General features: G+C 66.8%; 21 protein-coding genes and 1 tRNA gene. 13 read left to right on the forward strand and 9 right to left on the reverse strand.

Annotation, left to right across the window (positions count from 1 at the left end; all coding sequences use genetic code 11):
- Positions 1-9 precede the first annotated feature (9 nt).
- Together QRN25_RS15655 and QRN25_RS15660 are read left to right on the forward strand one after the other, a co-directional pair.
- Positions 10-915: a hypothetical protein gene (locus tag QRN25_RS15655; protein ID WP_271181417.1), complete on the forward strand. Its 906-nt coding sequence runs from the start codon at positions 10-12 to the stop codon at positions 913-915.
- Positions 912-1,676: a nucleotidyltransferase family protein gene (locus tag QRN25_RS15660; protein ID WP_271181418.1), complete on the forward strand. Its 765-nt coding sequence runs from the start codon at positions 912-914 to the stop codon at positions 1,674-1,676. Before QRN25_RS15655 ends, QRN25_RS15660 begins: the two co-directional genes overlap by 4 nt.
- A gap of 28 nt (positions 1,677-1,704) precedes the next feature.
- Here QRN25_RS15660 and QRN25_RS15665 read toward each other — a convergent pair whose 3' ends face one another.
- Entirely contained in the window at positions 1,705-2,226 is a 522-nt protein-coding gene (locus QRN25_RS15665; protein ID WP_271181419.1) for a DUF2141 domain-containing protein, read from the reverse strand.
- Positions 2,227-2,471: 245 nt separating this feature from the next.
- Between QRN25_RS15665 and rpe the strand changes: the two genes are divergently transcribed.
- The 6 genes from rpe (at position 2,472) to QRN25_RS15695 (ending at position 8,133) form a co-directional block, all read left to right on the forward strand.
- Complete coding sequence (gene rpe, locus QRN25_RS15670; protein WP_036525820.1) at positions 2,472-3,134, forward strand: ribulose-phosphate 3-epimerase; 663 nt, start codon at positions 2,472-2,474, stop codon at positions 3,132-3,134.
- Between the two features lie 3 nt (positions 3,135-3,137).
- Complete coding sequence (locus QRN25_RS15675) at positions 3,138-5,012, forward strand: heparinase II/III family protein (RefSeq protein ID WP_271181420.1); 1,875 nt, start codon at positions 3,138-3,140, stop codon at positions 5,010-5,012.
- 453 nt (positions 5,013-5,465) lie between these two features.
- Complete coding sequence (gene purH / locus QRN25_RS15680) at positions 5,466-7,058, forward strand: bifunctional phosphoribosylaminoimidazolecarboxamide formyltransferase/IMP cyclohydrolase (protein WP_271181422.1); 1,593 nt, start codon at positions 5,466-5,468, stop codon at positions 7,056-7,058.
- 36 nt (positions 7,059-7,094) lie between these two features.
- On the forward strand, positions 7,095-7,292 hold the full coding sequence (locus tag QRN25_RS15685; protein WP_271181423.1) for a hypothetical protein: 198 nt from the start codon (positions 7,095-7,097) through the stop codon (positions 7,290-7,292).
- 170 nt (positions 7,293-7,462) lie between these two features.
- Positions 7,463-7,612, forward strand: a complete 150-nt coding sequence (locus QRN25_RS15690; protein WP_271181424.1) for a hypothetical protein — start codon at positions 7,463-7,465, stop codon at positions 7,610-7,612.
- A 50-nt stretch (positions 7,613-7,662) separates the two neighbouring features.
- Positions 7,663-8,133, forward strand: coding sequence for a Fur family transcriptional regulator (locus tag QRN25_RS15695; RefSeq protein ID WP_081799008.1), 471 nt, complete (start codon positions 7,663-7,665; stop codon positions 8,131-8,133).
- 103 nt (positions 8,134-8,236) lie between these two features.
- On the opposite strand, the gene QRN25_RS15700 is transcribed toward QRN25_RS15695, so the two are convergent.
- Positions 8,237-8,623, reverse strand: a complete 387-nt coding sequence (locus tag QRN25_RS15700) for a VOC family protein (protein ID WP_271181425.1) — start codon at positions 8,621-8,623, stop codon at positions 8,237-8,239.
- A 94-nt stretch (positions 8,624-8,717) separates the two neighbouring features.
- Between QRN25_RS15700 and dxs the strand changes: the two genes are divergently transcribed.
- Positions 8,718-10,640, forward strand: a complete 1,923-nt coding sequence (dxs, locus tag QRN25_RS15705; RefSeq protein WP_271181426.1) for a 1-deoxy-D-xylulose-5-phosphate synthase — start codon at positions 8,718-8,720, stop codon at positions 10,638-10,640.
- A 251-nt stretch (positions 10,641-10,891) separates the two neighbouring features.
- Here dxs and QRN25_RS15710 read toward each other — a convergent pair whose 3' ends face one another.
- The 5 genes from QRN25_RS15710 to QRN25_RS15730 all read right to left on the reverse strand — a co-directional run bounded on the left by QRN25_RS15710 (position 10,892) and on the right by QRN25_RS15730 (position 16,723).
- Positions 10,892-11,047, reverse strand: coding sequence for a hypothetical protein (locus QRN25_RS15710; protein WP_172705113.1), 156 nt, complete (start codon positions 11,045-11,047; stop codon positions 10,892-10,894).
- Positions 11,040-12,098 carry a ribosome small subunit-dependent GTPase A gene (rsgA, locus tag QRN25_RS15715; RefSeq protein ID WP_285020193.1) on the reverse strand — a complete coding sequence of 353 codons (1,059 nt, stop codon included), beginning with the start codon at positions 12,096-12,098 and terminating at the stop codon, positions 11,040-11,042. The genes QRN25_RS15710 and rsgA overlap by 8 nt, the downstream gene beginning before the upstream one ends.
- 237 nt (positions 12,099-12,335) lie before the next feature.
- The gene (locus QRN25_RS15720; protein ID WP_285020194.1) at positions 12,336-13,628 is read right to left on the reverse strand and encodes an amidohydrolase family protein; all 1,293 of its coding nucleotides are present in this window, start codon (positions 13,626-13,628) and stop codon (positions 12,336-12,338) included.
- Positions 13,625-15,007 (reverse strand): amidohydrolase, encoded by a 1,383-nt coding sequence (locus tag QRN25_RS15725; RefSeq protein ID WP_285020195.1) that lies wholly within the window; start codon positions 15,005-15,007, stop codon positions 13,625-13,627. Before QRN25_RS15725 ends, QRN25_RS15720 begins: the two co-directional genes overlap by 4 nt.
- A gap of 63 nt (positions 15,008-15,070) precedes the next feature.
- Positions 15,071-16,723, reverse strand: coding sequence for a peptide MFS transporter (locus QRN25_RS15730; RefSeq protein ID WP_271181429.1), 1,653 nt, complete (start codon positions 16,721-16,723; stop codon positions 15,071-15,073).
- Positions 16,724-17,044: 321 nt separating this feature from the next.
- On the opposite strand from QRN25_RS15730, the gene QRN25_RS15735 reads away from it, so the two are divergent.
- The 3 genes from QRN25_RS15735 (at position 17,045) to QRN25_RS15745 (ending at position 18,263) form a co-directional block, all read left to right on the forward strand.
- A complete protein-coding gene (locus QRN25_RS15735) occupies positions 17,045-17,329 on the forward strand; it encodes an integration host factor subunit beta (protein WP_036525893.1) in 285 nt (94 codons plus the stop codon).
- Between the two features lie 69 nt (positions 17,330-17,398).
- Positions 17,399-17,482 (forward strand) — tRNA-Leu (locus QRN25_RS15740).
- A gap of 166 nt (positions 17,483-17,648) precedes the next feature.
- Positions 17,649-18,263, forward strand: coding sequence for a PilZ domain-containing protein (locus QRN25_RS15745; RefSeq protein WP_271181430.1), 615 nt, complete (start codon positions 17,649-17,651; stop codon positions 18,261-18,263).
- Here QRN25_RS15745 and QRN25_RS15750 read toward each other — a convergent pair.
- Both QRN25_RS15750 and QRN25_RS15755 read right to left on the reverse strand, forming a co-directional pair.
- Entirely contained in the window at positions 18,260-19,504 is a 1,245-nt protein-coding gene (locus tag QRN25_RS15750) for an ABC transporter permease (RefSeq protein WP_271181431.1), read from the reverse strand. The genes QRN25_RS15745 and QRN25_RS15750 overlap by 4 nt on opposite strands.
- Positions 19,501-20,493: an ABC transporter ATP-binding protein gene (locus QRN25_RS15755; protein WP_051586835.1), complete on the reverse strand. Its 993-nt coding sequence runs from the start codon at positions 20,491-20,493 to the stop codon at positions 19,501-19,503. Before QRN25_RS15755 ends, QRN25_RS15750 begins: the two co-directional genes overlap by 4 nt.
- A gap of 79 nt (positions 20,494-20,572) precedes the next feature.
- Between QRN25_RS15755 and queG the strand changes: the two genes are divergently transcribed.
- Positions 20,573-21,640, forward strand: a complete 1,068-nt coding sequence (gene queG, locus QRN25_RS15760; RefSeq protein WP_271181432.1) for a tRNA epoxyqueuosine(34) reductase QueG — start codon at positions 20,573-20,575, stop codon at positions 21,638-21,640.
- Positions 21,641-21,717 lie beyond the last annotated feature (77 nt).

Here is a 21,717-nt window from a genome sequence, read left to right on the forward strand (position 1 = left end):
GACGCGGCAATGATCGCGCATTCCCCTCTCGATGACCGCATCGCCTCTGCCCTGACGCGCGAGGTCGTGCCCGAAGTGCGCGCTTTTGCCGGGAAACTGGCCCAGGCGGCGGATGCGCTGGGCGTGCTGTTCTACGGATCGAACCTGCGCACCGGATCGCTGGAGGGCGTGCTGGACTTCTACGTCCTGCTGCCGGGCGCTCAGGTCGAGCGGATCTGGCCGCGCGTGAGCTATCACGAATGGACGCACGACGGTGTTCCGTTACGCGCCAAGGTCGCGACGATGGCGCTGGAGACCTTCCGCGCTGCCGCCGCCGGAGAGCGCGTCGATACCACCATCTGGGCACGCTTCGTGCAGCCGAGCGCTCTCGCCTGGCAGCGCGACGCGGCCGCCGGAGCCGCGATCGCGCAGGCCGTCGCAGGCGCCGCCCGCACGGCGGCGCGCCTCGCCGTAGCGCTGGGGCCTGACGCGGGAGCGCCCGAGGACTACTGGCGCGCCCTGTTCCGCGCGACTTACGCCGCAGAATTCCGTGTCGAGAAGGCGGGCCGCGAGGATTCGATCCTCGCCGCCAACCGCGCGCATTTCGACGGACTGCTGCCGCTCGCGCTGGACGGTGCCGGGATCGCCTTCACGCAGGACGGCGACCGCCTGCACCCCACCCTCCCCGCGAACGAACGGACGCGCATCCTCTCTTGGTGGGCACGGCGGCGGCGGCTGGGCAAGCCCTACAATGTCCTGCGCCTGCTCAAGGCATCGACGACGTTCGAAGGCGCGGCCCGCTACGCCGCCTGGAAGATCGAGCGCCACACCGGCGTCCCCGTGAAGATCACCCCCTGGCGCGAGCGTCACCCGATCCTCGCCGCCCCCGGCGTTCTCTGGCAGGTCTGGCGCGGCAAACGGGAGAAGACCGCATGAACGCCCTGATCCTCGCCGGATCGCGCCCCGGCGCGCCCGACCCCGTCGCCGAGGCCGAAGGCGTCGCGCACAAGTCGCTGGTCGAGATAGCGGGCAAGCCGATGCTCGCCCACGTCGTCGTCGCACTGCGCGAGGCCGGGATCGCACGGATCGCCGTTTCCGCCAGCGATCCGCACGTGCGCGATCTCGCCGCGGAACTCGGCTGCGAGGTGCTCGCCACAGGCACGGGTCCCAGCGCGAGCGTCGCTATCGGGCTGGATACGCTCGGCGCACCATTGCTGGTCACCACCAGCGACCATGCGCTGCTGAAGCCCGAGTGGGTCCGAGATTTCCTCGCCGACACGCCGGCGGGCAGCGACGTCGCCATCCTCCTGGCCCGGCGCGAGACGATCGAGGCCGCCATGCCCGGCAGCCGCCGGACATATCTGCGCTTCGCCGACGGCCACTGGTCGGGCTGCAACCTGTTTCTGCTGGCGAGCCCTCGCGCGGGTCTGGCGATCGATACCTGGAAGATGGTCGAGGCCGACCGCAAGCGCCCCTGGCGCATCGCGGCCCGGTTGGGCGTGGGGATGCTGCTCGGCTACGCGCTCGGCCGCCTGACGCTCGCCGACGCGATTGGTCGGCTGGGCCGCAAGATCGGCGTCACCGCCAGCCTCGTCGCCGCGAGGGACGGGCTTGCAGCGGTGGACGTGGACAAGCCCTCGGACCTTGTCGATGCGCGGGCGATAATGGGTGGGCGCGCCGGGGCTTGGACAACCTGAGCCCGTCGAAGCCCCGGGGGCGGCGCCCTCACATATACTTCATCTGTATCCGGATCGACTTCACGCCCTCGCCCACCGGCACGCCGACTTTGGTGTAGCTGGGCTTGCCGAGGTTGAAGATGGTGATCGCCGGGTTGTTCGACATCGCCCCGCCATCCGTGCGGATATCCGTCTCACCATTGCCGTTGACGTCATGCCGCACCGCAACGCCGTAAGTGCCGGAAGCGGGCAGCGGCACGCAAAACGTCATGGAGCCGGCCCGCGCCGGAACCTCGATACGCGAGAGCCACTTGCCCTTGACCAGCCATTCGGCCGAAGTCGCCCGGTAGGACTGGACGCGCAGGTTGCCCGAGGAGGACTTGATGCCGTCCACGGTGACCATCATCGCCGGCCCCTTGTCGGACTGGCAGCGGCGCATCTCGTTGGGAATTTCATTGCGGTATTGGGCCAGCGCCGGAACCGGCGCGGCGAGACCGGCCACCGCGGCAAGTGCGATGACAGGCGCGGCGGCGGTGCTGGTACGGCGAAGCAAGGCGTTGATCCTGATCATCTCTTTCCCGTCTACTGGGTTTGCGGCAAACTGGCAGCCTGAAACCCTCCAATGCCGCCCAAGTGCCCGAAAAGCGGTGAACCCGCACTGAACTTTCTGTTTCACCGCCCGCAAGGCCCGGCCGGGCGCAAACGCCGTGTCGCCTGCCTTGCTACAAGATGGCGTGTGGAAAACGCACCCCCATACGCTTGTCGCCCCAAGATGTAGTGGCGTATCGCTGGGAAAAGGAGCGTTCGTTTCCCGCCATGACAATTCCGCTGATTTCCCCTTCGATCCTGTCCGCCGACTTCGCCCGGCTCGGAGAGGAAGTGCGCGCCATCGACGAGGCAGGCTGCGACTGGATCCACGTCGACGTCATGGACGGCCACTTCGTCCCCAACATCACCATCGGCCCGGCCGTGGTGAAGGCCCTGCGCCCGCATAGCGCCAAGCCCTTCGACGTCCATCTGATGATCTCTCCGGTCGACGCCTATCTCGAAGCCTTCGCGGACGCGGGCGCGGACTACATCACCGTCCACCCTGAGGCCGGGCCGCACGTCCACCGCACGGTGCAGACGATCCACAACCTCGGCAAGAAGGCGGGCATCTCGCTGAACCCGGCGACCCCGGCCAAGATGCTGGACTACCTGATCGACGACATCGACCTCGTCCTGATCATGAGCGTCAACCCCGGCTTCGGCGGCCAGAGCTTCATCTCCAGCCAGCTTCGCAAGATCGAGGCCGTACGCAAGATGATCGATAAGTCCGGCCGCGACATCCGTCTCGAAGTCGACGGCGGCGTCGATGCCAAGACGGCGCCGCTGTGCGTCTCGGCCGGTGCCGACGTGCTGGTGGCGGGCTCCGCGACCTTCAAGGGCGGGCCGTCGCAGTACGCGGCGAACATCAAGACCCTCAAGGGCCTCGAATAAGGCATGGGCGCCGACACCCGCTTCAGCCCGGCGGCATGGAACCCGGACAACGCCCGGGCGCTTCCCCTGTCGCGTGAGACTGAGGAGGGTGTCGTGACCGGAATTGCTGACAACCGCGCGCCCGCTCCGGCCGAAACGCCCCACATCGAACCCGGCCGCGCACTGGCGCTGGTCGATTTCTCGCCGCCGTCCGTGGGCGTTGGCGAGCGGCTGATCCGCATGGCCTATCGCATGGGCGTGCCCGGCGCGATGCTGTCCGGGCCGATGGGCAAGAAGGCGCGCACCCGCCTGCTGGCGACCGTCAACAACACCCTGCCCGGCAGCCGCGCGGCAGGCACCGCGATCCGGGCCGGGCACTTCCTCGTCCACGGCGCCAAGACGCCGATCGCGCAAGTCGACTTCGCCGGTGCCGCGCGGGTCACTCCGCCGCTGGAGAAGGTCGTTCACTCCTTCTCGTGGCTCACCGACCTCGAAGCCTGCGCCGCGCGCGAACAGGCTGCGCCGGTGGCAGAGCGCGTGCTCATGGCCTGGCTTCAGGCCAACCCCAAGCCCCCCACAAAGCCGGGCAAAGGCCCGGCGTGGAGCGTGGGCAACACCGGCGCGCGCCTTGCCAACTGGCTGGCCCATGCCCCGCTGATCCTCTCGGGCGAGAAGGCGCTGCGCATCCGCACGCTGGCACACATCGCCGCGACCGCGCGCTGGCTCGATCGCCACGTCACCAATGCCGAGGACGGTCTTGCCGAAGTGGCGGGCTGGGTTGGCATCGTTGCCGCGGGACTGCTGCTGCCCGACGGCCGCCCCCGCCGCCTTTATGGCGAGGCCGGGCTGATCAAAGCGCTCGGCGAACTGATGGGCGACGACGGCGGCGTCCTGTCGCGCAGCCCGCTCGCGCAGATGGAGGCGATCGCACTGCTGGTGCGGCTGCGCGGCTGCTATCACGCCACCCGCCGCGACGCCCCGCCCGCCGTTGAGCGCGTGGTCGAACTGCTGGTGCCGCCGCTGCTGGCGCTGACGCACGGCGACGGCGGCCTCGGTTCCTGGCAGGGCGGCTGGGCCGTCGACGGCGCGGACGTCGAGGCGCTGATCCAGGCCAGCGGCGTGCGCACCCGCCCCCTACGCGACGTGCGCCAATGGGGCTACCAGCGTGTCTCCGCGCACAAGTCGATCCTGCAGTTCGACACCGCGCCGCCGCCGATGCCCGCGCAGGCCCGCTTTGGCTGCGCCTCGACGCTCGCCTTCGAGTTCTCGCACGGGATGCACCGCATCGTCGTCAACTGCGGCGGCGCGGCGAGTGGTGGCGGGCTGGTTCCGGTGCGGCTTGAGCAAGGCCTGCGCGCGACGGCGGCGCATTCGACGCTGACCCTCGATGATGCGAATTCCACGGCCGTGTTGATCAACGGCATGATCGGATCAGGCGTCACCGAAGTGGCGGTTGATCGCAAGACCCTGCCGCAGGAAACCGGCTCCAACGCCACCCGGCTGGAGGCCAGCCACAACGGCTACGCCACCCGCTATGGCCTGACCCACCAGCGCATCCTGCTGCTGCGCGACGACGGCAGCGAACTGCGCGGCGAAGACCTGCTGCTTCCGGCGGGCAAGAAGGGCAAGCGCGGCAAGGTCGGCTTCGCGGTGCGCTTCCACCTCGGCCCGGAGGTGGACGTCAACCTCACCGCCGACGGCAAGGGCGCCGGGCTCTCGCTGCCCGACGGCAGCTACTGGCAGTTCCGCTCCGCAACCGACGAGGGCGAGATGACGGTCGAGGATTCGCTGTGGGTCGATGGTCAGGGCCGCCCGCAGGCGACGCAGCAGATCGTCGTGCAGGGCATGGTCTCGCGCGGCGGCGGGACTTTCGGGTGGATCATCAAGAAGATGAATTGATGGTAACCGCGCCTTGAAGCCCCCGATGGGCCGTGTATATTGGCATTGTTGTTTCTGGTTTGATGAAAATCACCTTCGAACAAAGAAAGGCGCGCCATGCCAGTGGCGCGCCTTTCGCCGTTTGGGGGACAGGTGCCAGCCCATCCCCCGCCCGTCATCACTTGTTGCGGCTCATCTCCACGATCTTGAGAACAAGCGTCGTGAAGGCCAGGCACGCCATGATGATCAGGATTGTTGTTTCTACTTTGATTTCAATCACCCCCCTCTGCAGCCAGAATTCGGGTTTCCACGCGCTGCTCCAGCGGCTTAGCCGAAAACGGCGGGCGGCAGCGGTTAACGCTCCTTCACCGCCCCGCCCAACCCGCGCCCCGGAAAGCGGCCTCGCCCTTGCCCCCGTGGCCCTGCCGTCCTAAGGGCGCGCGCAAAGAGCCACTCGCCAGGGAAGCCCGCCTCATGACCGATTCCGTCCAGATCCGCCGCGCCTTGTTGTCCGTGTCCGACAAGACCGGCCTTGCCGAACTGGGCAAGGTGCTCAGCGACCGGGGCGTTGAACTGGTCTCGACCGGCGGCACTGCCAAGGCGCTGCGCGATGCGGGCCTGACGGTGAAGGACATCTCCGACATCACCGGCTTCCCCGAGATGATGGACGGCCGCGTCAAGACGCTGCACCCGATGGTCCACGGTGGGCTCCTCGCCGTACGTGACAACCCCGAGCACGCCGCCGCCATGGCCGAACACGCCATCGGCGCGATCGACCTCGTCGTCGTCAACCTCTACCCCTTCGAGGCGACCGTGGCCAAGGGTGCGAGCCGCGACGAGATCATCGAGAACATCGACATCGGCGGCCCCTCGATGGTGCGCTCGGCGGCCAAGAATCACGCCTTCGTCACCATCGTCACCGACCCCAAGGACTACGAAGGCCTGATGGTCGAGCTGGAAGCGACCGATGGCTGCACCACGCTGGGCTTCCGCAAGCTGATGGCCGCGCGCGCCTACGCGCAGACCGCTGCCTACGATTCGATGATCAGCCAGTGGTTCGCCTTCGCCGACCAGGGCCTTGAATTCCCCGAGATGCTGAGCGTCAACGGCCGCCTCTCGACCACCCTGCGCTACGGCGAGAACCCGCACCAGAAGGCCGCGCTCTACACGCCGGTCGGCCCCTTCACCAAGGGTCTGGCGCAGGCCGAGCAGGTGCAGGGCAAGGAACTGTCCTACAACAACTACAACGACGCCGACGCCGCGCTCGAACTCGCCGCAGAGTTCCGGGGCCAGAAGCCCGCCGTCGTCATCGTCAAGCACGCCAACCCCTGCGGCGTGGCCCAGGGCGATACGCTGCTGGGTGCCTGGGAAGGCGCGCTGGCCTGTGACGACGTCTCGGCCTTCGGCGGCATCGTCGCCGTCAACCAGACGCTCGACGGCGCGACCGCCGAGGCGATCTGCCAGATCTTCACCGAAGTCGTCGTCGCCCCCGACGCCGACGAGGAAGCCCGCGCCTTCTTCGCAAAGAAGAAGAACCTGCGCCTGCTGCTGACCGGCGACCTGCCCGATCCGCGCCGCGCTGGCCTGACCGTGCGCCAGATCACCGGCGGCCTGCTGGTACAGGGCCGCGACAACGGCGCGATCGGCTTCGACGATCTCAAGGTCGTCACCAAGCGCGCGCCGACCGACCGGGAACTGGCCGACTGCCTGTTCGCGTGGACCGTGGCCCGCCACGTCAAGTCGAACGCGATCGTCTACGCCAAGGACGGCGTCACCGCCGGGATCGGCGCGGGCCAGATGAACCGCCGCGATTCCTCGCGCATCGCCGCTATGAAGGCCGCCGAAGCCGCCGAGAAGTTCGGCTGGGCGCAGGCACGCACCGTCGGTTCAGCAGTTGCATCCGACGCCTTCTTCCCCTTCGCTGACGGCCTGCTCGCTGCTGCCGAGGCGGGTGCGACGGCGGTGATCCAGCCGGGCGGCTCGATCCGCGACGACGAGGTCATAGCCGCTGCCGACGAGGCCGGTCTCGCAATGGTCTTTACGAACATGCGCCATTTCAAGCACTAAGGGTAACCCAGTAACCCGGCAGGAGACGCAGCGACGATGACGGTAACCGGACTCGGCCCCCTCGTCGTCGTCGGCTTCCTCGCCGGACTTACTCTTGCAGCGGTGCTGCTGCGGCTTGGTCGCCTGAATTCTCCGCTGAGTGCGCTGGGAGCCGCCGCCCTGCCCTTCGGTTGCGCCGCATTGCCGGTGCTGGTGCTGGTGGCGATCTCCGTGGCCGCAGCTTACTCACGCTGAGGGCAAACGTTCCGGGCGTTCATCGCGTGCGATCAACCGTTCGTCGACAAATGCACTTGTAAACGGTTCCGTTCACTGGACGGCAACCCATTTGCGGCCAAAGGGGCACCACATATTTCCCGGATCGGCATCACGCTGTTCCTCTAAGAGACAATTCGAAAGCAGACGTCATGGGTATCTTCAAGGCCGACTTCTACCGCTACTTCGCCTTCGGCTTCGCCGGTGGCGCGCTGCTGGTGCTCGGCGCGATGGGTATCGGCCACGTCTCGCCGCTCTCGAACGATCTCGTGCCGCCTGCGCAGGCCGCCCAGGCCCAGTAAGCTTACACCGTAAGCCCGCACTGATTGCACAAGTCCGCGACAGGCCCCATATGGGCGCCATGTCCGGCAACCATCATCACCACGAACATTCCGGCGACAGCCTTGTATCGGCCGCCCGCAACGCCCTCGTCGAAGCGGGCGAGCAGTGGACCGAGATGCGCGCCGACGTCTTCGGCGCCCTCGCCGAGCGGGAACGCCCCGCCTCCGCCTACGATCTTGCCGAGAGCGTATCCGCCCTGCGCGGCAAGCGCGTGGCGCCCAACAGCGTCTACCGCATCCTCGACCTGTTCGTGCGCACCAACCTCGCCCGCCGGGTCGAGAGCGCCAATGCCTATGTCGCCAACAGCCACCCGGGTTGCCAGCACGACTGCATCTTCCTGATCTGCGACAGCTGCGGCCAGGCCGTCCACATCGACGACGACAAGCTGACCGGCGCCCTCATCGCCGCCGCCAAGGGCGCGGGCTTCGCCGACGTTCGCCCGGTCGTGGAACTGCGCGGCATCTGCGCGCAGTGTAGCTGAACCCAATCCTCGTCATTGCGAGCGTAGCGAAGCAATCCAGGGCGGTTTCATGCTGCCCTGGATTGCTTCGCTATGCTCGCAATGACGGAGGGGAGAAAATCGCTCAGCCCGTCTGCGTCAGGCTGAGCAGGTTGCCGTCGGGATCGCGGAACCACGCGGCTTTCATCCCGCCGTCCACCGACGTCCAGAGCCCACCGACGTCCTGATTCTCCTCATCGAACACGAGGAACTCAACCCCCTTCGCACGCAATTGCGCCATCGTCGTGTCGATATCGGGGATCGACCAGCCGAGCACGGTATACTCGTGCGATTCCCATTCCCGATTCGAGGTCAGCCGCAGGATCGCCCCGCCGCCCATGTCGTAGATCGTCGCGTACTCGTCCAGCGACAGTTCCGGCAGTTCCAGCACATCGCCATAGAACGCTTCGGCCCGCGCGCGGTCGGTCGTAGAGATGAACGTAATCGCGCGTGCCTCAGGAACGATCGCCATTGTATCCCCTTTCATTCCAATCGCCTGCTCTTGACGCAGATTAACAGTCACGGTCAATCGACACGCAAGTCTCAAAGGTGTAAGGGGCCGACAAATGAACGCCAATCCGGCCACTCCTTTGCTCGACACGGTTTCGACTCCCGATGACCTGCGCAGGCTGAAGCCTGCGCAACTGCGCCAGCTTGCCGACGAACTGCGGACCGAGATGATCTCGGCCGTGGGTCAGACCGGCGGCCACCTCGGCTCCGGCCTCGGCGTGGTCGAACTGACGGTAGCGATCCACTACGTCTTCGACACGCCCGTCGATCGCCTGATCTGGGACGTCGGCCACCAGGCCTACCCGCACAAGATCCTGACCGGCCGCCGCGACCGTATCCGCACCCTGCGCCAGGGCGGCGGCCTTTCGGGCTTCACCAAGCGGTCCGAAAGCGAATACGACCCCTTCGGCACCGCCCACAGCTCCACCTCGATCTCGGCCGCACTCGGCTTTGCCATGGGCAGCAAGATCAAGGGCCAGCCCGGCCGCGGCATCGCCGTGATCGGCGACGGCGCGATGAGCGCAGGGATGGCCTACGAGGCGATGAACAATGCGCGCGAGGCCGGAAACCGCCTCGTCGTCATCCTCAACGACAACGACATGTCGATCGCCCCGCCGGTCGGCGGCCTCTCGGCCTATCTCGCGCGTCTCGTATCCTCGGGCCAGTTCCTGGGCCTGCGCGAACTCGCCCGCAAGTTCGCCCGCAAGCTGCCGCGCCCGCTGCACCTCGCCGCCAAGAAGACCGACGAATTCGCGCGCGGCATGGCCATGGGCGGCACTCTGTTCGAGGAACTGGGCTTCTATTACGTCGGCCCGATCGACGGCCACGACCTCGACGCCCTCGTCCCGGTACTGGAAAACGTGCGCGACGCCGGCGAAGGTCCGATCCTCGTCCACGTCGTCACGCAGAAGGGCAAGGGCTACGGCCCGGCCGAAAGCGCGGCGGACAAGTACCACGGCGTCCAGAAGTTCGACGTCATCACCGGCGAGCAGGCCAAGGCCCCCGCCGGTCCGCCCAGCTACACCGGCACGTTCGCCAAGGCCCTCGTCGCCGAAGCGGAAAAGGACGCCACGATCTGCGCGATCACTGCCGCGATGCCGTCGGGCACGGGCCTAGACAAGTTCGCGCAGATGTTCCCCGAACGCAGCTTCGACGTCGGTATCGCCGAACAGCACGCCGTCACGTTCGCGGCGGGCCTCGCCGCGCAGGGGATGCGCCCGTTCTGCGCGATCTACTCCACTTTCCTGCAGCGCGCCTTCGATCAGGTCGTGCACGACGTGGCGATCCAGAACCTGCCCGTGCGCTTCGCCATCGACCGCGCCGGGCTCGTCGGTGCGGACGGCGCCACCCACGCCGGCTCGTTCGACGTCACCTACCTCGCCACCCTGCCCAACATGGTGGTCATGGCCGCGGCCGACGAAGCCGAACTTGTCCACATGGTCCACACCGCCGCGCAATACGACGCAGGCCCCATCGCCTTCCGCTACCCGCGCGGCAACGGCACCGGCGCCGCCCTGCCCGAGACTCCCGAACTGCTGGAGATCGGCAAGGGCCGCGTGGTGCGTGAAGGTACCAAGGTCGCCCTCCTGTCGCTCGGCACCCGCCTCGGCGAAGCCCTCAAAGCCGCCGACCAGCTGGAGGCCAAGGGCCTGTCCACCACCGTGGCCGACCTTCGCTTTGCCAAGCCGCTCGACACCGACCTCATCCGCCGCCTGATGCTGTCCCACGAAGTCGTGGTGACCGTGGAGGAAGGCTCGATCGGCGGCCTCGGCGCCCACGTGCTGACGATGGCCAGCGACGAAGGCCTGACCGACGCCGGGCTGAAAATCCGCACCATGCGCCTGCCCGACACCTTCCAGGACCACGACAAGCCCGAGACGCAGTACGACGAAGCAGGGCTGAACGCACCGCAGATCGTCGATACGGTGCTGAAGGCGCTGCGGCACAACAGCGCAGGCATGAACGAGGCGCGGGCTTAACTCTCCTTCCGAAGGCAGGGCGATTTCGTTCTAGAAAAGAATATCCTGGGGCCATCGCCCCAGACTCCGGTGCTGTCGTCGTCGCGCGTGCAGATATGTCGCGCTTTACCGCCAGGCCACCGTCACACCAACCCTTCGTCATTGCGAGCGCAGCGAAGCAATCCAGGGCAGTTGAATGCCGCCCTGGATTGCTTCGCTGCGCTCGCAATGACGATTCAAGGTCAAGGCATCACTCTCGGCAGCATCGACGCTCAGCCGGCCTTCTTCGCTTTGTGTTCGGCCAGCAGCTTGTCGAGTTCGGCGATCCGCAGCCGTTCGGGCGTTCCCTTGGCAAGGCCCTTCAACCGGCATTCGGCCCACAGGCTCCTGCGCTCGGATTCCAGGGCCTTGAGATAGAGGTCAGCCATTCGTCTTCTTCCTTTTGCGGGCGTGCGTCGGGCCGGGGCGGCCCGTGGCGGCATTCTGTGAGCTTTCAGCGTCTTCGAGGACCAGCTTGCGCCACCGCTCCAGCCTTTCCGGCTCCAGCGTACCGTCCTTCAGCATCGCCTGCACCATGCAGCCGGGCTCCGCACCGTGGGTGCAGTTGGTGAAGCGGCATTCCAGCGTCAGCGCCGTGATGTCATCGAACACTTCGGCGATCCCGGTGGCGGCTTCGGGCAGGTGAAGCTCGCGCATGCCCGGCGTATCGACCAGCCAGCCGCCTCCAAGCGCCTCCGCGAAGGGGCCATCGAGACGGTGCAGCTGCCGGGAGGTCGTCGTATGCCGCCCCTTGCCGTCGATTTCGCGAACGGGCTGGGTGACGATGTCGGCCGATCCGCGCAGACCGTTGATCATCGTGGACTTGCCGACGCCGGAAGACCCGAGCAGCGCCACCGTATCGCCTTTGCCGCAATACCGGGCCAGCCGCGCGACGCTGTCGGGATCGCGGCCGTTGACCATCTCCACCTGCAGACCGGGCCGGAGCGCACGGGCCATCTCCAGATAGCGTTCCGGCGCATCGGCAAGATCGATCTTGGTAAGCACCACTACCGGCGTCACACCGACCTCCCCCGCCATGACGAGGTAACGTTCGAGCCGCGCCACATTGAAGTCCTGGTTGCACGAGGTCACGACGAACAGCGTATCGACGTTCGCCGCGATCAGCTGCACGCGGCGCTGGTCGGCCGGGGCCTGCCGCTGGAACAGGTTGATCCGGTCGAGGACGCGCACCGGCTCCATCTTCACGCGGTCGACGATCAGCCAGTCACCGGCAGTGGCGCGGTCCACCGGTCCGTCCGACGATGGCAGCGCGGAGGGGATCATGCCGCCCAGCCCGCTGCCGGCGATCTCGATCCAGCCGCGATGGACCGCCATGACCCGCACCGGGCACAGATCGCCGCCCCGTTCGTCAGCTGTCAGCTGGCTGCTGAAAGCCTCTCTCCAACCGAGATCTTCAAGGGTGAGATCGGACGATTCCATTGTTCGGTCGTGGACTTTCTTCGTGCGGCATAAGGGGGGAACCGTGCGCAGGCATACGGAACCGTGGAAGGAGGCCATGCAATGCCGCAGGGCGTCCCATCGATCGACCTCTAGAGCACAATGACATGTGTTTAAACCACCCCTTCGTCGCAATGCGAGCACAGTCGCCGCTGCGCGCACGACGTCGCCGGTAACGGGGGTGCAGGGGGCGATGGCCCCCTGCCTTAACCTGCTCAATTACCAGTCGTAAGCCTTGGGCAGATAAGTCTCATCCAGATCCTTGTACCGTTCGCGCAGCCGCGCCTGATGGCTCTCTGTCGGTTGCTTCACCCCGTCGATCCACACCGAGACCGGCGCGGAGGACAGTTCGAGCGGGTCGCCGTCCCACAGCACCACGTCGCCGACTGCGCCGGGGGCCAGCACCCCGGCTTTTCCGCCAAAGCCGCTGATCTCGGCCGGGATCGAGGTGATCGCCGCCAGTGCCTCGCCCCAGGTAAGGCCCGAGGCGCCGGGGATCTTCGTCAGGGCCACGAGGTTGCCGGCCTGCTCGGTGGCGTTGCGGGGCTGGTTGCCGCCTTCGAACAGGCCGATGGCGACCTTGACGCCCGCCTTCTTCATCCGCCCGACGTTGGACATGGTCGCCGCCAGCGCCTCGAAGGCAGAGGGCAGGTCGCGCATCGGCATCGTGATGACGGGCACCCGCGCCGCCGCGATCTCCGGCGCAACGAGCCAGCCTTCGGTGGCGCCGACGAGGACGAGGTCGAGTTTCGGGAACTCGGTCTTGAGCGCCATGACACCCCGGATATCGGAGGCGCGTTCGACGCCGACGTAGAGCGTCTGCGTGCCGTCGATGACTTTCGCCAGCGCGGCGGCGTCGGCGCGGGTGAGGAGGACGTCGCCCTGTCGCTGCGCACCGAGGGGAAGCGCGGCGACCTCGCGGGCTTCGCGCAGGGCATTGCGCAGCGCGGTGTGGGCGGCGACGCGGCTGCCGCCTGCGAGCTTCGCCCCGCTTTCACCCAGTTCGACATACTGGAACGCGCGTGGCTTCATGACGATCGCGGCGTCCTTGCCGAGGTCGATCACCGCGCCCTGCCCGGCAAAGATCGAGCCGCCGTTGAAAGGGGTCACGCTGGCTCGGGTGACGCCCCCTTCGCGGCTGACGGCGATGTGTTCGCTCGCGGGGTTGAGCGCGGTCGCGACGTCGAGCGCGGCGTTGAAGGGGGACTTGTCGGCCGAGGTGTCATTGCTGTCGTCGACCGCCTCGACGTCCCACAGGCCGAGGTCGGTGACGGCGGAGAACAGGCCCGGTGTGACCCACTTGCCCGTTCCGTCCACCACTTGGGTGCCGTTGAGTACCGTTGTGTCCCGTCCTACCGAAACGATCCTTCCAGCCCGGACGACGACGGTTGCGTGTTCGATCGGGGCGCTGCCGTCGCCGGTGGCGATGGTCGCGTTGGTGATGGTAACGTTCTGTGCGGAAACGGAAATCGGCGCTGCACCGAGCAGCGCGGCGAGGATCAGGCGCTTCATTTCACGTCTCCTTCGCCGGGCTGACCAAGCTCGAAATCGCTGACTGGCTTCCGCTTGGGATCATGGGCATCGTAGAGCAGCGCGCCGTCCGACCAGACCTTCTCCGGGCGCGAATAGACCGACAGCGGGTTGCCGTTCCAGAGCACCACGTCGGCCATCTTCCCGGCCTCCAGACTGCCGGTTTTCTCGCCGATTCCCATGGCTTTTGCGGCATTGTAGGTGAACCAGCCGACGACCTGCCCGTCGGGCACGTCCACCCCGATCCGCCTGCCTGCCGCCTGCGCGCGCGCCGCCGCCTGATTGAGCCGCTGGATGCCGTTCTCGTCGTCGGAATGGATCACCACGCAGGCCCCCTGCTTGGCCAAAAGTGCAGCGTTTTCAGGGATTCCGTCGTAGGCTTCCATCTTGAAGCCGTACCAGTCCGCCCAGATCGCGGCGCAAACGTCGTTGGCCTTGAGCAGGTCGCCGATCTTGTACGCCTCGACCGCGTGGTGGAAGGCGGTGACCTTGTAGCCCATCTCCTTGGCCATATCGAGGACCTGCGCCATCTCGTCGGCGCGATAGCAATGATTCTGAACGAGAATTTCGCCCTTCAGCACGCCTTCGAGAGTGTCCTTGCCAAGATCGCGCTCGGCATGGTCGCCGTCCATGTACTGCTTCGCATCGATCCACGCCTGCCGGTCGACCGAGAAATTCCCCATTCGAGTCATGGGCTTCTGGTTCCTGGCGCCATAGACCCGCTTGGGATTCTCGCCGCAGGCCATCTTCAGCGAATAGGGCGCCCCGGGGTACTTCATGCCCTGCACGGTGCGGCTGGGCACGTTCTTGAGCGTCACCGCCCGCCCGCCGATGAGGTTGCCGGAACCAGGGAGAATCTGCAGCGTGGTGACGCCGCCGTTGATCAGCGCCCGCGTGAAACCGGGGTCCTGCGGCCAGACCGAATGCTCGGCCCAGACGTCGGGAGTGGTCGGACTAGTCATCTCGTTGCCATCCGACAGCGCATCGACCGAAGGGCTGGGATAGACGCCGAGGTGCGAGTGGATGTCGATCACGCCGGGCGTCACGAACTTGCCGGAGCCGTCCACGCGATCGTAACCGGCCGGAATCGCTAGGTCCGCCGCCCCGACGGCGACGACTTTGCCGTTCTCGAACAGGACGGTGCCGTTGTCGATCCGCCCACCGCGCCCGTCATAGACCGTCGCGCCGACCAGCGCCGTCGGCCGGCCCGGATAGGGCTTGTAAGTCGAAGCATAGGGTGCTGGTCCGGACCTGGCGTCCTTGTCCTTCTTCTTCGCATCGGCGGCCTGCGTGGTCATCACGAGAGTGGCGCTCATGGCCAGGCCACACAGCAGACGCCGCTTCCAAGGCGTTTCCCTCATTGGCAATTTCCCCTGTTGCAATACGAAACCGGCCCGGGGAGCACCCCGGGCCGGTCAGTCATCTCAGTGCCTGATGGTCGGGTGGAGGCCCGCTTCCTGCGCCTCCAGCCCGATCCCGGCCTGCCCCTCAAGGTCGGCGTCCATGCCCCGGTCCGCCAGCGTGTCGAGGTGCATCCAGCGTCTGACCAGCGGCGAGACCGCCAGCACCACGACCGCCACGCCCAGCGTGATCCAGCCGATCTTCGAATAGATCGAGAGGGTCAGCGCCTTGTCCATGGTGCCGCTTTCGCCGCCGGTGGCCTCGCCGATCTTGCCCGCCACGAAGTTGCCCACGGCGGTCATGTAGAACCACGCGCCCATGATGAAGCTGCCCAGATGCAGCGGCGCCAGGCGCGTCATCGCCGAGAGCCCCACGGGCGACAGGCACAGCTCGCCGGTCGTGTGCAGCATGTAGATCAGGAACACGAAGACCACCGAGGTCATCACTGCCGGATCGCCGGTTCCCGCACCCCATACGAAGACGAGGAAGCCGAGGCCCACTTGCGCCAGCGCCAGTGCGAACTTGGCAGGTGCGCTGGGCTCAAGGCCTTTCTTGCCGAGCCAGGCCCACAGGCCCGCGAAAATGGGGCCGAACAGCACGATGTAGATCGGGTTGATCGACTGGAAGAGGCTGGTCGGCACTCCGCCGCGATCGACGAACTTGTCGGTATAGAGGCTGAGGCTGCCGCCCGCCTGCTCGAACAGGCCCCAGAAGATCGGGTTGAGCGCGATCAGGAACAGGATCGCGAAGATACGCTCGCGCGGTTCCTTGGGCAGCTTGAACGCTTCGTAGAGCGTATAGGCCAGCATCGCGACGCCCGAGACCATCAGCAGGGTCTGGATCACGGAGACGTACTGGATCAGGAACCAGATCACCGCGACCGAAGCGATGGCCACGCCGTATAGCGTGAACTCGCGGTTCTTCGTCAGCGGCTTGGGCGGCTCGCCCCGGCCCTTGAGCGCAGGGCGACCGAGCACGAAGATGACGAGGCCCAGCAGCATGCCGATGCCCGCAAGGCCAAAGCCCCACGACCAGCCGATCGTCTCGCCCAGATAACCGACGAGGATCGTGCCCAGCGTAGCGCCGGTGTTCACGCCCATGTAGAAGATCGTGTAGGCCGAGTCGCGCCGGGTGTCGGTCATCTTGTAGAGCTGGCCGACGATCACCGAGATGTTCGCCTTGAGGAAGCCCGAGCCGACGATGATGAGCGCCAGCGCCAGCCAGAACACGTTGATTGCCGGGTCGGCCTGCTTCGTCGCCGGGTCGGTGACGCCCTGCAGGCCCTCGTAGGCCATGAACAGGTGGCCCACCGCGAGCACGATGCCGCCGAACAGCACGGCCTTCCTCTGCCCCAGCCAGCGGTCGGCGATGTAGCCACCCAGTACCGGGGTGATGTAGACGAGGCTGGTATAGGCGCCGTAGATGAGGTTCGACTGGCCGTCGGAAAACAGCCAGAACTTGACGAGGTAGAGGATCAGCAGCGCCCGCATGCCGTAGTAGGAGAAGCGCTCCCACATCTCGGCATAGAACAGCACGAAGAGGCCGCGTGGGTGGCCGGCGAATTCCTCGCTCTTGCGGGTGGCGATGATGCCGCCCACGGCAAGCACGGCGAAGAGGAAGACCGCGCCCGCGGCGCCGATCCAGTCCCCTTCCGTCCAGAGTGACATGTCTTTCATGGTGCTGATGCCTTCGCGCCCTGAATGTTTGTGTTTGCTTTGGTTCTTGATCCCACGCCCCGACAGGCCGCGCGTGAAGGAACAGGAAGTTAGCGCCCTATTTTACGCTGTAAATGGGTCCGCCTTGCCACGGATGGTGCTCACGCCGCGCTCAAATGATCACTTTTGCGCATCTCACGCGAGGCATTGCGCGAAGCGCACGCTGGTGGCATTTTCACGACAGGCCATGGGGAGGCCAAACGTAATTTTCTGTTTCGGGGCTCGGGTGAACAATTTTTAACACCCGGTCGCCATGGGCACGCTTTTTGGGGGAAAGTCGCGATGATCAGGTCCGAACTGCTTCAGGTACTGGGCAAGGACAACCCGGAACTGCGTGCCGAAGACGTAGAACGCGCCGTCGATACCTTCTTCGAGGAAATCAGCCAGCGCCTTGCTGACGGCGGGCGCGTGGAATTGCGCGGTTTCGGCGCCTTCTCCACCCGCCACCGCGACGGACGCAAGGGCCGCAACCCACGCACCGGCGAAAGCGTCGAAGTGCCGGAAAAGCGCGTCCCCTACTTCAAGCCCGGCAAGGAAATGCGCGTCCGCCTCAACGTCGGGGAATAGAAGACCACGTTCAGAAGATTGCGCCGCCGCTCACAGGCGGCTAGACGCTGCCACGCCCAGCCGGGCCGTGCGGGCGTGGCGGAATGGTAGACGCTGCGGACTTAAAATCCGCTTGGGATTCCAGTGCGGGTTCGAGTCCCGCCGCCCGCACCAGATTTTCGATACCGACGAATACTGCGCATTTATTCGGCGAGCGATTTTGTTCAATCGTTTGCGTTTACAAATGCGTAACTTGAGAACTGGTATCAATTACTAAGTACCCACCTTCCATGGTATCGTCCGGACGCCACGGCTTGGGTACTTAGGGGTGATCTTTCGCATGTCCTTCCCGGAAAGCCTGTCCGCCGGCAGCAAGCCGAGCTACGAGGACCAGCGCGCCAGTCCGCGCTTCGCCTTGCTGCTGCGCGCCGCGAAGCTGATCGGGGCGCATGGCGAATACCTCTGCATCGTGCGCGACGTGTCCGAGACCGGCGTGAAGCTGCGCCTGTTCCATTCCCTCGCCGCCGAACGCCGCCTTGCGCTGGAAAGCGCGGCCGGGGATCGGCTTGCGGTCGAGAAGGTCTGGGAGAACGGCGGGGAGGCGGGCTTCCGCTTCGACGTCCCGATCGAGGTCCAGCGCTTCATCGCCGAGGCTGGTCCCTATCCCAAGCGCCCGATCCGCGTTTGCGTCGGCCATCCGGTGCAGGTGACGATCGCGGGGGAAACTTCGGCCGCCAAGGTGCGCGATCTCTCGCGCCAGGGCGCCGGGATCGAGACCGAACACCATCTCGCGATCGGGCAGCACTTGCGCATCGGCTCCGCCCTCATGCCCGAATTCGAGGCCACTGTATGCTGGCGCCGGCATCCGTCCTACGGCATCGTCTTCCGGCAGTTGATGAGCCTCGAGGAACTGGCGGTCCGCGCCTTCCACATGCAGGAAGCGGGCGCCCGCTAGCCTTCGGAAACGACGCGCCGCCACCACTTGCGACCTGCCCCCTGTGGCCCCGACTTCATCGCCCGCCTGCGGAACAGCATCGAGCCGCCGCGAACCAGCAGCACCACCCACATCACCTGCCACCCAAGCGCCGCGACGTGCGGCCAGATCGCCGGCTCCTGCGCGGCGCGGGCCAGCATCGCGAAGGGCGAGCTGAACGGCAGGACCACCGCCAGCATCTCGACCGCGCTGCCCGGTTGGGTCATCGCGTAAGTCGCGAAGAAGAACAGCATGAGCTGCATCATCGTCACCGGCATCGACAGTGTCTGCACCTCGCGCACCGTGTTCGCCAGCGAGCCGATCGCGAGGAACACCGAGCCCAGCAGCAGGTAGGCCATCGCGAAGTAGATCACCCCCAGCCCGACCAGCATCGGCCAGCCGACCGCCGGTTCGGGCAGTGCCACGAGCGATCCCGCCGACAGGTAGATCGCTCCGCCGACGCTACCCCACACCGCGATGCCGACCAGCGACACGCCGAGCATGGCGAAGAGCTTGCCGAAGAACACCGATTCCATCGGGATAGCCGCTGCCAGCACCTCGATGATCTTGTTGCCCTTTTCCTCGACAAGGTTGGACAGGACCATGCCGGCCAGCATCATCGTCAGCAGGAACAGCAAGGTCTGCGCGCCCTGCGCCGTACGTAGGCGGCTGCGCGAATCGCCGGGCGCCGCCACCGAGGTCTTGGCCAGCTTCACCTGTGGCCAGAAGGCCAGAGATCCGTCACGAACCTCGGCCGCGATCAGTTCGACATCCCCCCGCCAGTCCTTGATGAGCGGTCCCGGCCCGGTCAGCACCGGCGCGGCGGGAGAGCCCGACAGCACGCCCGCGAAAGCACCCTTGCGTGACGCCAGCACCTCACCCGGATCGGCCTGCTCGGCCGGGGTCAGGTCCTTGACCACATGCATGTCCGGCAGGCCGCCTCCGAGCCGGTCGGCCAGTGCATCGCGGGCACGGACCATCGCCTTCGCGTCGGCCTCGGCCATGACCACGCCGATCGCGGGCGCCTCGCCGCTCTGGTCGACACGCTGGCCGACGCTGCCTGCCAGCAGCCCGACGATCACCGGGAACAGCGGACCGAGCAGGAAGAAAAAGAACGTGCGCGAGAACAGGATCGCGGTGAAGTCGCGCCGGGCCACCACCCAGGCGGCGGCCAGCATCGACAGGCGGCCGCGATGACCGGGCGCGGAAAGATCGAAGTTCATCGGCGCGGCTCCTCGGGCTTTTCCGCTTCGAGGGCGCGGGCGGCAGCCTCCCCGGCGATGGCGACGAAGGCATCGTGCAGCCCGGCGCGCTCGATGGACAGCGACAGGATGCCCGCCTCCCCCGCGATCAGCGCGCGCAGCAGCGGCTCGATCCCGCCCTCGGGCAGCGCGAAGTGCCAGTACCGCCCCTCGCGCCGCGAATCGGTCGGCAAGGCAGCGCGCCACAGCCCCTCGTCGGCCTGCGTTTCGAGCCGGACCTGCGCGGGGATGCGATCGCGCGCGACGTCGACCGGCCCCGCGAACGGCACCCGCCCTCCCGCGATGATCGCGACCTCGTCACACAGGCGCTCGGCATGCGCGATGACGTGGGTGGAGAAGATCACGGTCGTGCCGTCCTCCGCCAGACCGCGCATCATCGCCTCCAGCTTGCCCTGGTTGAGCGCATCGAGGCCGGAGAACGGCTCGTCGAAGATGACCAGGCGCGGGCGATGGACCAGCGTGCCAAGGATCTGCACCTGCTGCGCCATGCCTTTGGAAAGCTGGCGAATCTGACGGTCCGCGGCATAGCCGAGGCCGTGTCGTTCGAGCAGTTCGTGCGCGCGGCGGCGGCCTTCCTTCAGCGGCAGGCCCCGCAGCGCGCCGAGAAAGGCGATCGCCTCCGTCGCCTTCATGGACGGGTAGAGGCCGCGCTCCTCAGGCAGGTAGCCGATGGCGTGGGCGACATCGTGCGGCCGCTCGGCGCCGAGAATGCGACGGTAACCCGAATCGGGCTCGATGATACCCAGCAGCATGCGCAGCGTCGTCGTCTTGCCCGCACCGTTGGGGCCGAGGATGCCATAGACCGAGCCCTGCGGCACCGAGAGGTCGACACCGCCCACGGCAGTGGTCCCCTCGAACCGCTTGACGAGCCCCCGTGCCTCGATCGCCAGAGGGCAATCGAAACCTGACACATTGCCGGTCAACCGAGGATCTCCTACTTGCGCATCCATGAAGCCCCCTGGGTCTAGCACGTGCGCCCCTGATGGCGCAGTCCCGGTTAAGACCGCCCTAAGCAATTTTGCCGAGGCGGTGGAGGGAGAGGCGCGCGCTCTCGGCTTCTGCGCCTTCGGCGTGGCTTCGGCCGCGACGGACGAGGACCGTGCGGCGCGGCTTGACGCCTGGCTGGCGGCGGGGATGCACGGCTCGATGGGCTGGATGGAGGAGCGCGCGCACCATCGCCGCAGTCCGCAGGGGCTCTGGCCCGAAGCCCGCAGCGTCATCGCGCTGGGCATGAGCTATGCCCCCGCCGCCGACCCGCTGCGGCTGGCGGACGAAAGCGGGATCGGCCGGATATCGACGTATGCGCAAGGCGCCGATTATCACGACACGGTGAAGAAGGCGCTCAAGAACCTCGCCCGCTGGATGGTGAGCGAGGGGGACAAACGCGGGCTGGGGCCGGTCGGCGTGAAGGTCTTCACCGACACCGCGCCGGTGATGGAAAAGCCGCTCGCCGCTGCCGCAGGGCTCGGCTGGCAGGGCAAGCATACCAATGTTGTCAGCCGCGAACATGGTTCATGGCTTTTCCTCGGCGAGATCTACACGACACTGGACCTGCCGCTCTCGGCCCCGGCGCGCGATCGCTGCGGATCGTGCCGGGCCTGCCAGGACGCTTGCCCGACGGACGCCTTCCCGGCGCCCTACCACCTCGATGCGCGGCGCTGCGTCAGCTACCTCACCATCGAGCACAAGGGGCCGGTGCCCGAGGACATGCGCGAGGGGCTGGGAAACCGCATCTACGGCTGTGATGACTGCCTCGCGGTCTGCCCGTGGAACAAGTTCGCCGAGACGGCGCATACGATGAAGGCGTTCCTGCCGCGCGCGGAACTGACGGCGCCGGAGCTGGCGGATCTGCTCACGCTGGACGATGCAGGGTTTCGCAAGCTGTTCTCGGGAAGTCCGATCAAGCGGATCGGGCGGGACCGGTTCGTGCGCAACTGCCTCTATGCGGCGGGCAACAGCGGCCGGGAAGCGCTGCTGGCGCAAGTGGAGCCGCTGCTGGCGGATGCAGACGATGCCGTCGCCGATGCGGCGAGGTGGGCTAGGGCGAAACTCCAATCCTCCCTGTCGCGCAGCGATGGGGAGGTGGCAGCGACGTAGTCGCTGACGGAGTGGGCCTTCCAACCCCTCCACCACCCGCTGCGCGGGCGGTCCCCCTCCCCATTCCTGCGGAACGG

The sequence above is a fragment of the Novosphingobium sp. fls2-241-R2A-195 genome, assembly GCF_030209485.1.
Taxonomy (GTDB): domain Bacteria; phylum Pseudomonadota; class Alphaproteobacteria; order Sphingomonadales; family Sphingomonadaceae; genus Novosphingobium; species Novosphingobium resinovorum.

Coding starts and splice junctions, on each gene's coding strand:
- QRN25_RS15655 (WP_271181417.1), top strand. CDS start 10: ATGATCGCGCATTCCCCTCTCGATGACCGCATCGCCTCTGCCCTGACG.
- QRN25_RS15660 (WP_271181418.1), top strand. CDS start 912: ATGAACGCCCTGATCCTCGCCGGATCGCGCCCCGGCGCGCCCGACCCC.
- QRN25_RS15665 (WP_271181419.1), bottom strand. CDS start 2,226: ATGATCAGGATCAACGCCTTGCTTCGCCGTACCAGCACCGCCGCCGCG.
- rpe (WP_036525820.1), top strand. CDS start 2,472: ATGACAATTCCGCTGATTTCCCCTTCGATCCTGTCCGCCGACTTCGCC.
- QRN25_RS15675 (WP_271181420.1), top strand. CDS start 3,138: ATGGGCGCCGACACCCGCTTCAGCCCGGCGGCATGGAACCCGGACAAC.
- purH (WP_271181422.1), top strand. CDS start 5,466: ATGACCGATTCCGTCCAGATCCGCCGCGCCTTGTTGTCCGTGTCCGAC.
- QRN25_RS15685 (WP_271181423.1), top strand. CDS start 7,095: ATGACGGTAACCGGACTCGGCCCCCTCGTCGTCGTCGGCTTCCTCGCC.
- QRN25_RS15690 (WP_271181424.1), top strand. CDS start 7,463: ATGGGTATCTTCAAGGCCGACTTCTACCGCTACTTCGCCTTCGGCTTC.
- QRN25_RS15695 (WP_081799008.1), top strand. CDS start 7,663: ATGGGCGCCATGTCCGGCAACCATCATCACCACGAACATTCCGGCGAC.
- QRN25_RS15700 (WP_271181425.1), bottom strand. CDS start 8,623: ATGGCGATCGTTCCTGAGGCACGCGCGATTACGTTCATCTCTACGACC.
- dxs (WP_271181426.1), top strand. CDS start 8,718: ATGAACGCCAATCCGGCCACTCCTTTGCTCGACACGGTTTCGACTCCC.
- QRN25_RS15710 (WP_172705113.1), bottom strand. CDS start 11,047: ATGGCTGACCTCTATCTCAAGGCCCTGGAATCCGAGCGCAGGAGCCTG.
- rsgA (WP_285020193.1), bottom strand. CDS start 12,098: ATGGAATCGTCCGATCTCACCCTTGAAGATCTCGGTTGGAGAGAGGCT.
- QRN25_RS15720 (WP_285020194.1), bottom strand. CDS start 13,628: ATGAAGCGCCTGATCCTCGCCGCGCTGCTCGGTGCAGCGCCGATTTCC.
- QRN25_RS15725 (WP_285020195.1), bottom strand. CDS start 15,007: ATGAGGGAAACGCCTTGGAAGCGGCGTCTGCTGTGTGGCCTGGCCATG.
- QRN25_RS15730 (WP_271181429.1), bottom strand. CDS start 16,723: ATGAAAGACATGTCACTCTGGACGGAAGGGGACTGGATCGGCGCCGCG.
- QRN25_RS15735 (WP_036525893.1), top strand. CDS start 17,045: ATGATCAGGTCCGAACTGCTTCAGGTACTGGGCAAGGACAACCCGGAA.
- QRN25_RS15745 (WP_271181430.1), top strand. CDS start 17,649: ATGTCCTTCCCGGAAAGCCTGTCCGCCGGCAGCAAGCCGAGCTACGAG.
- QRN25_RS15750 (WP_271181431.1), bottom strand. CDS start 19,504: ATGAACTTCGATCTTTCCGCGCCCGGTCATCGCGGCCGCCTGTCGATG.
- QRN25_RS15755 (WP_051586835.1), bottom strand. CDS start 20,493: ATGGATGCGCAAGTAGGAGATCCTCGGTTGACCGGCAATGTGTCAGGT.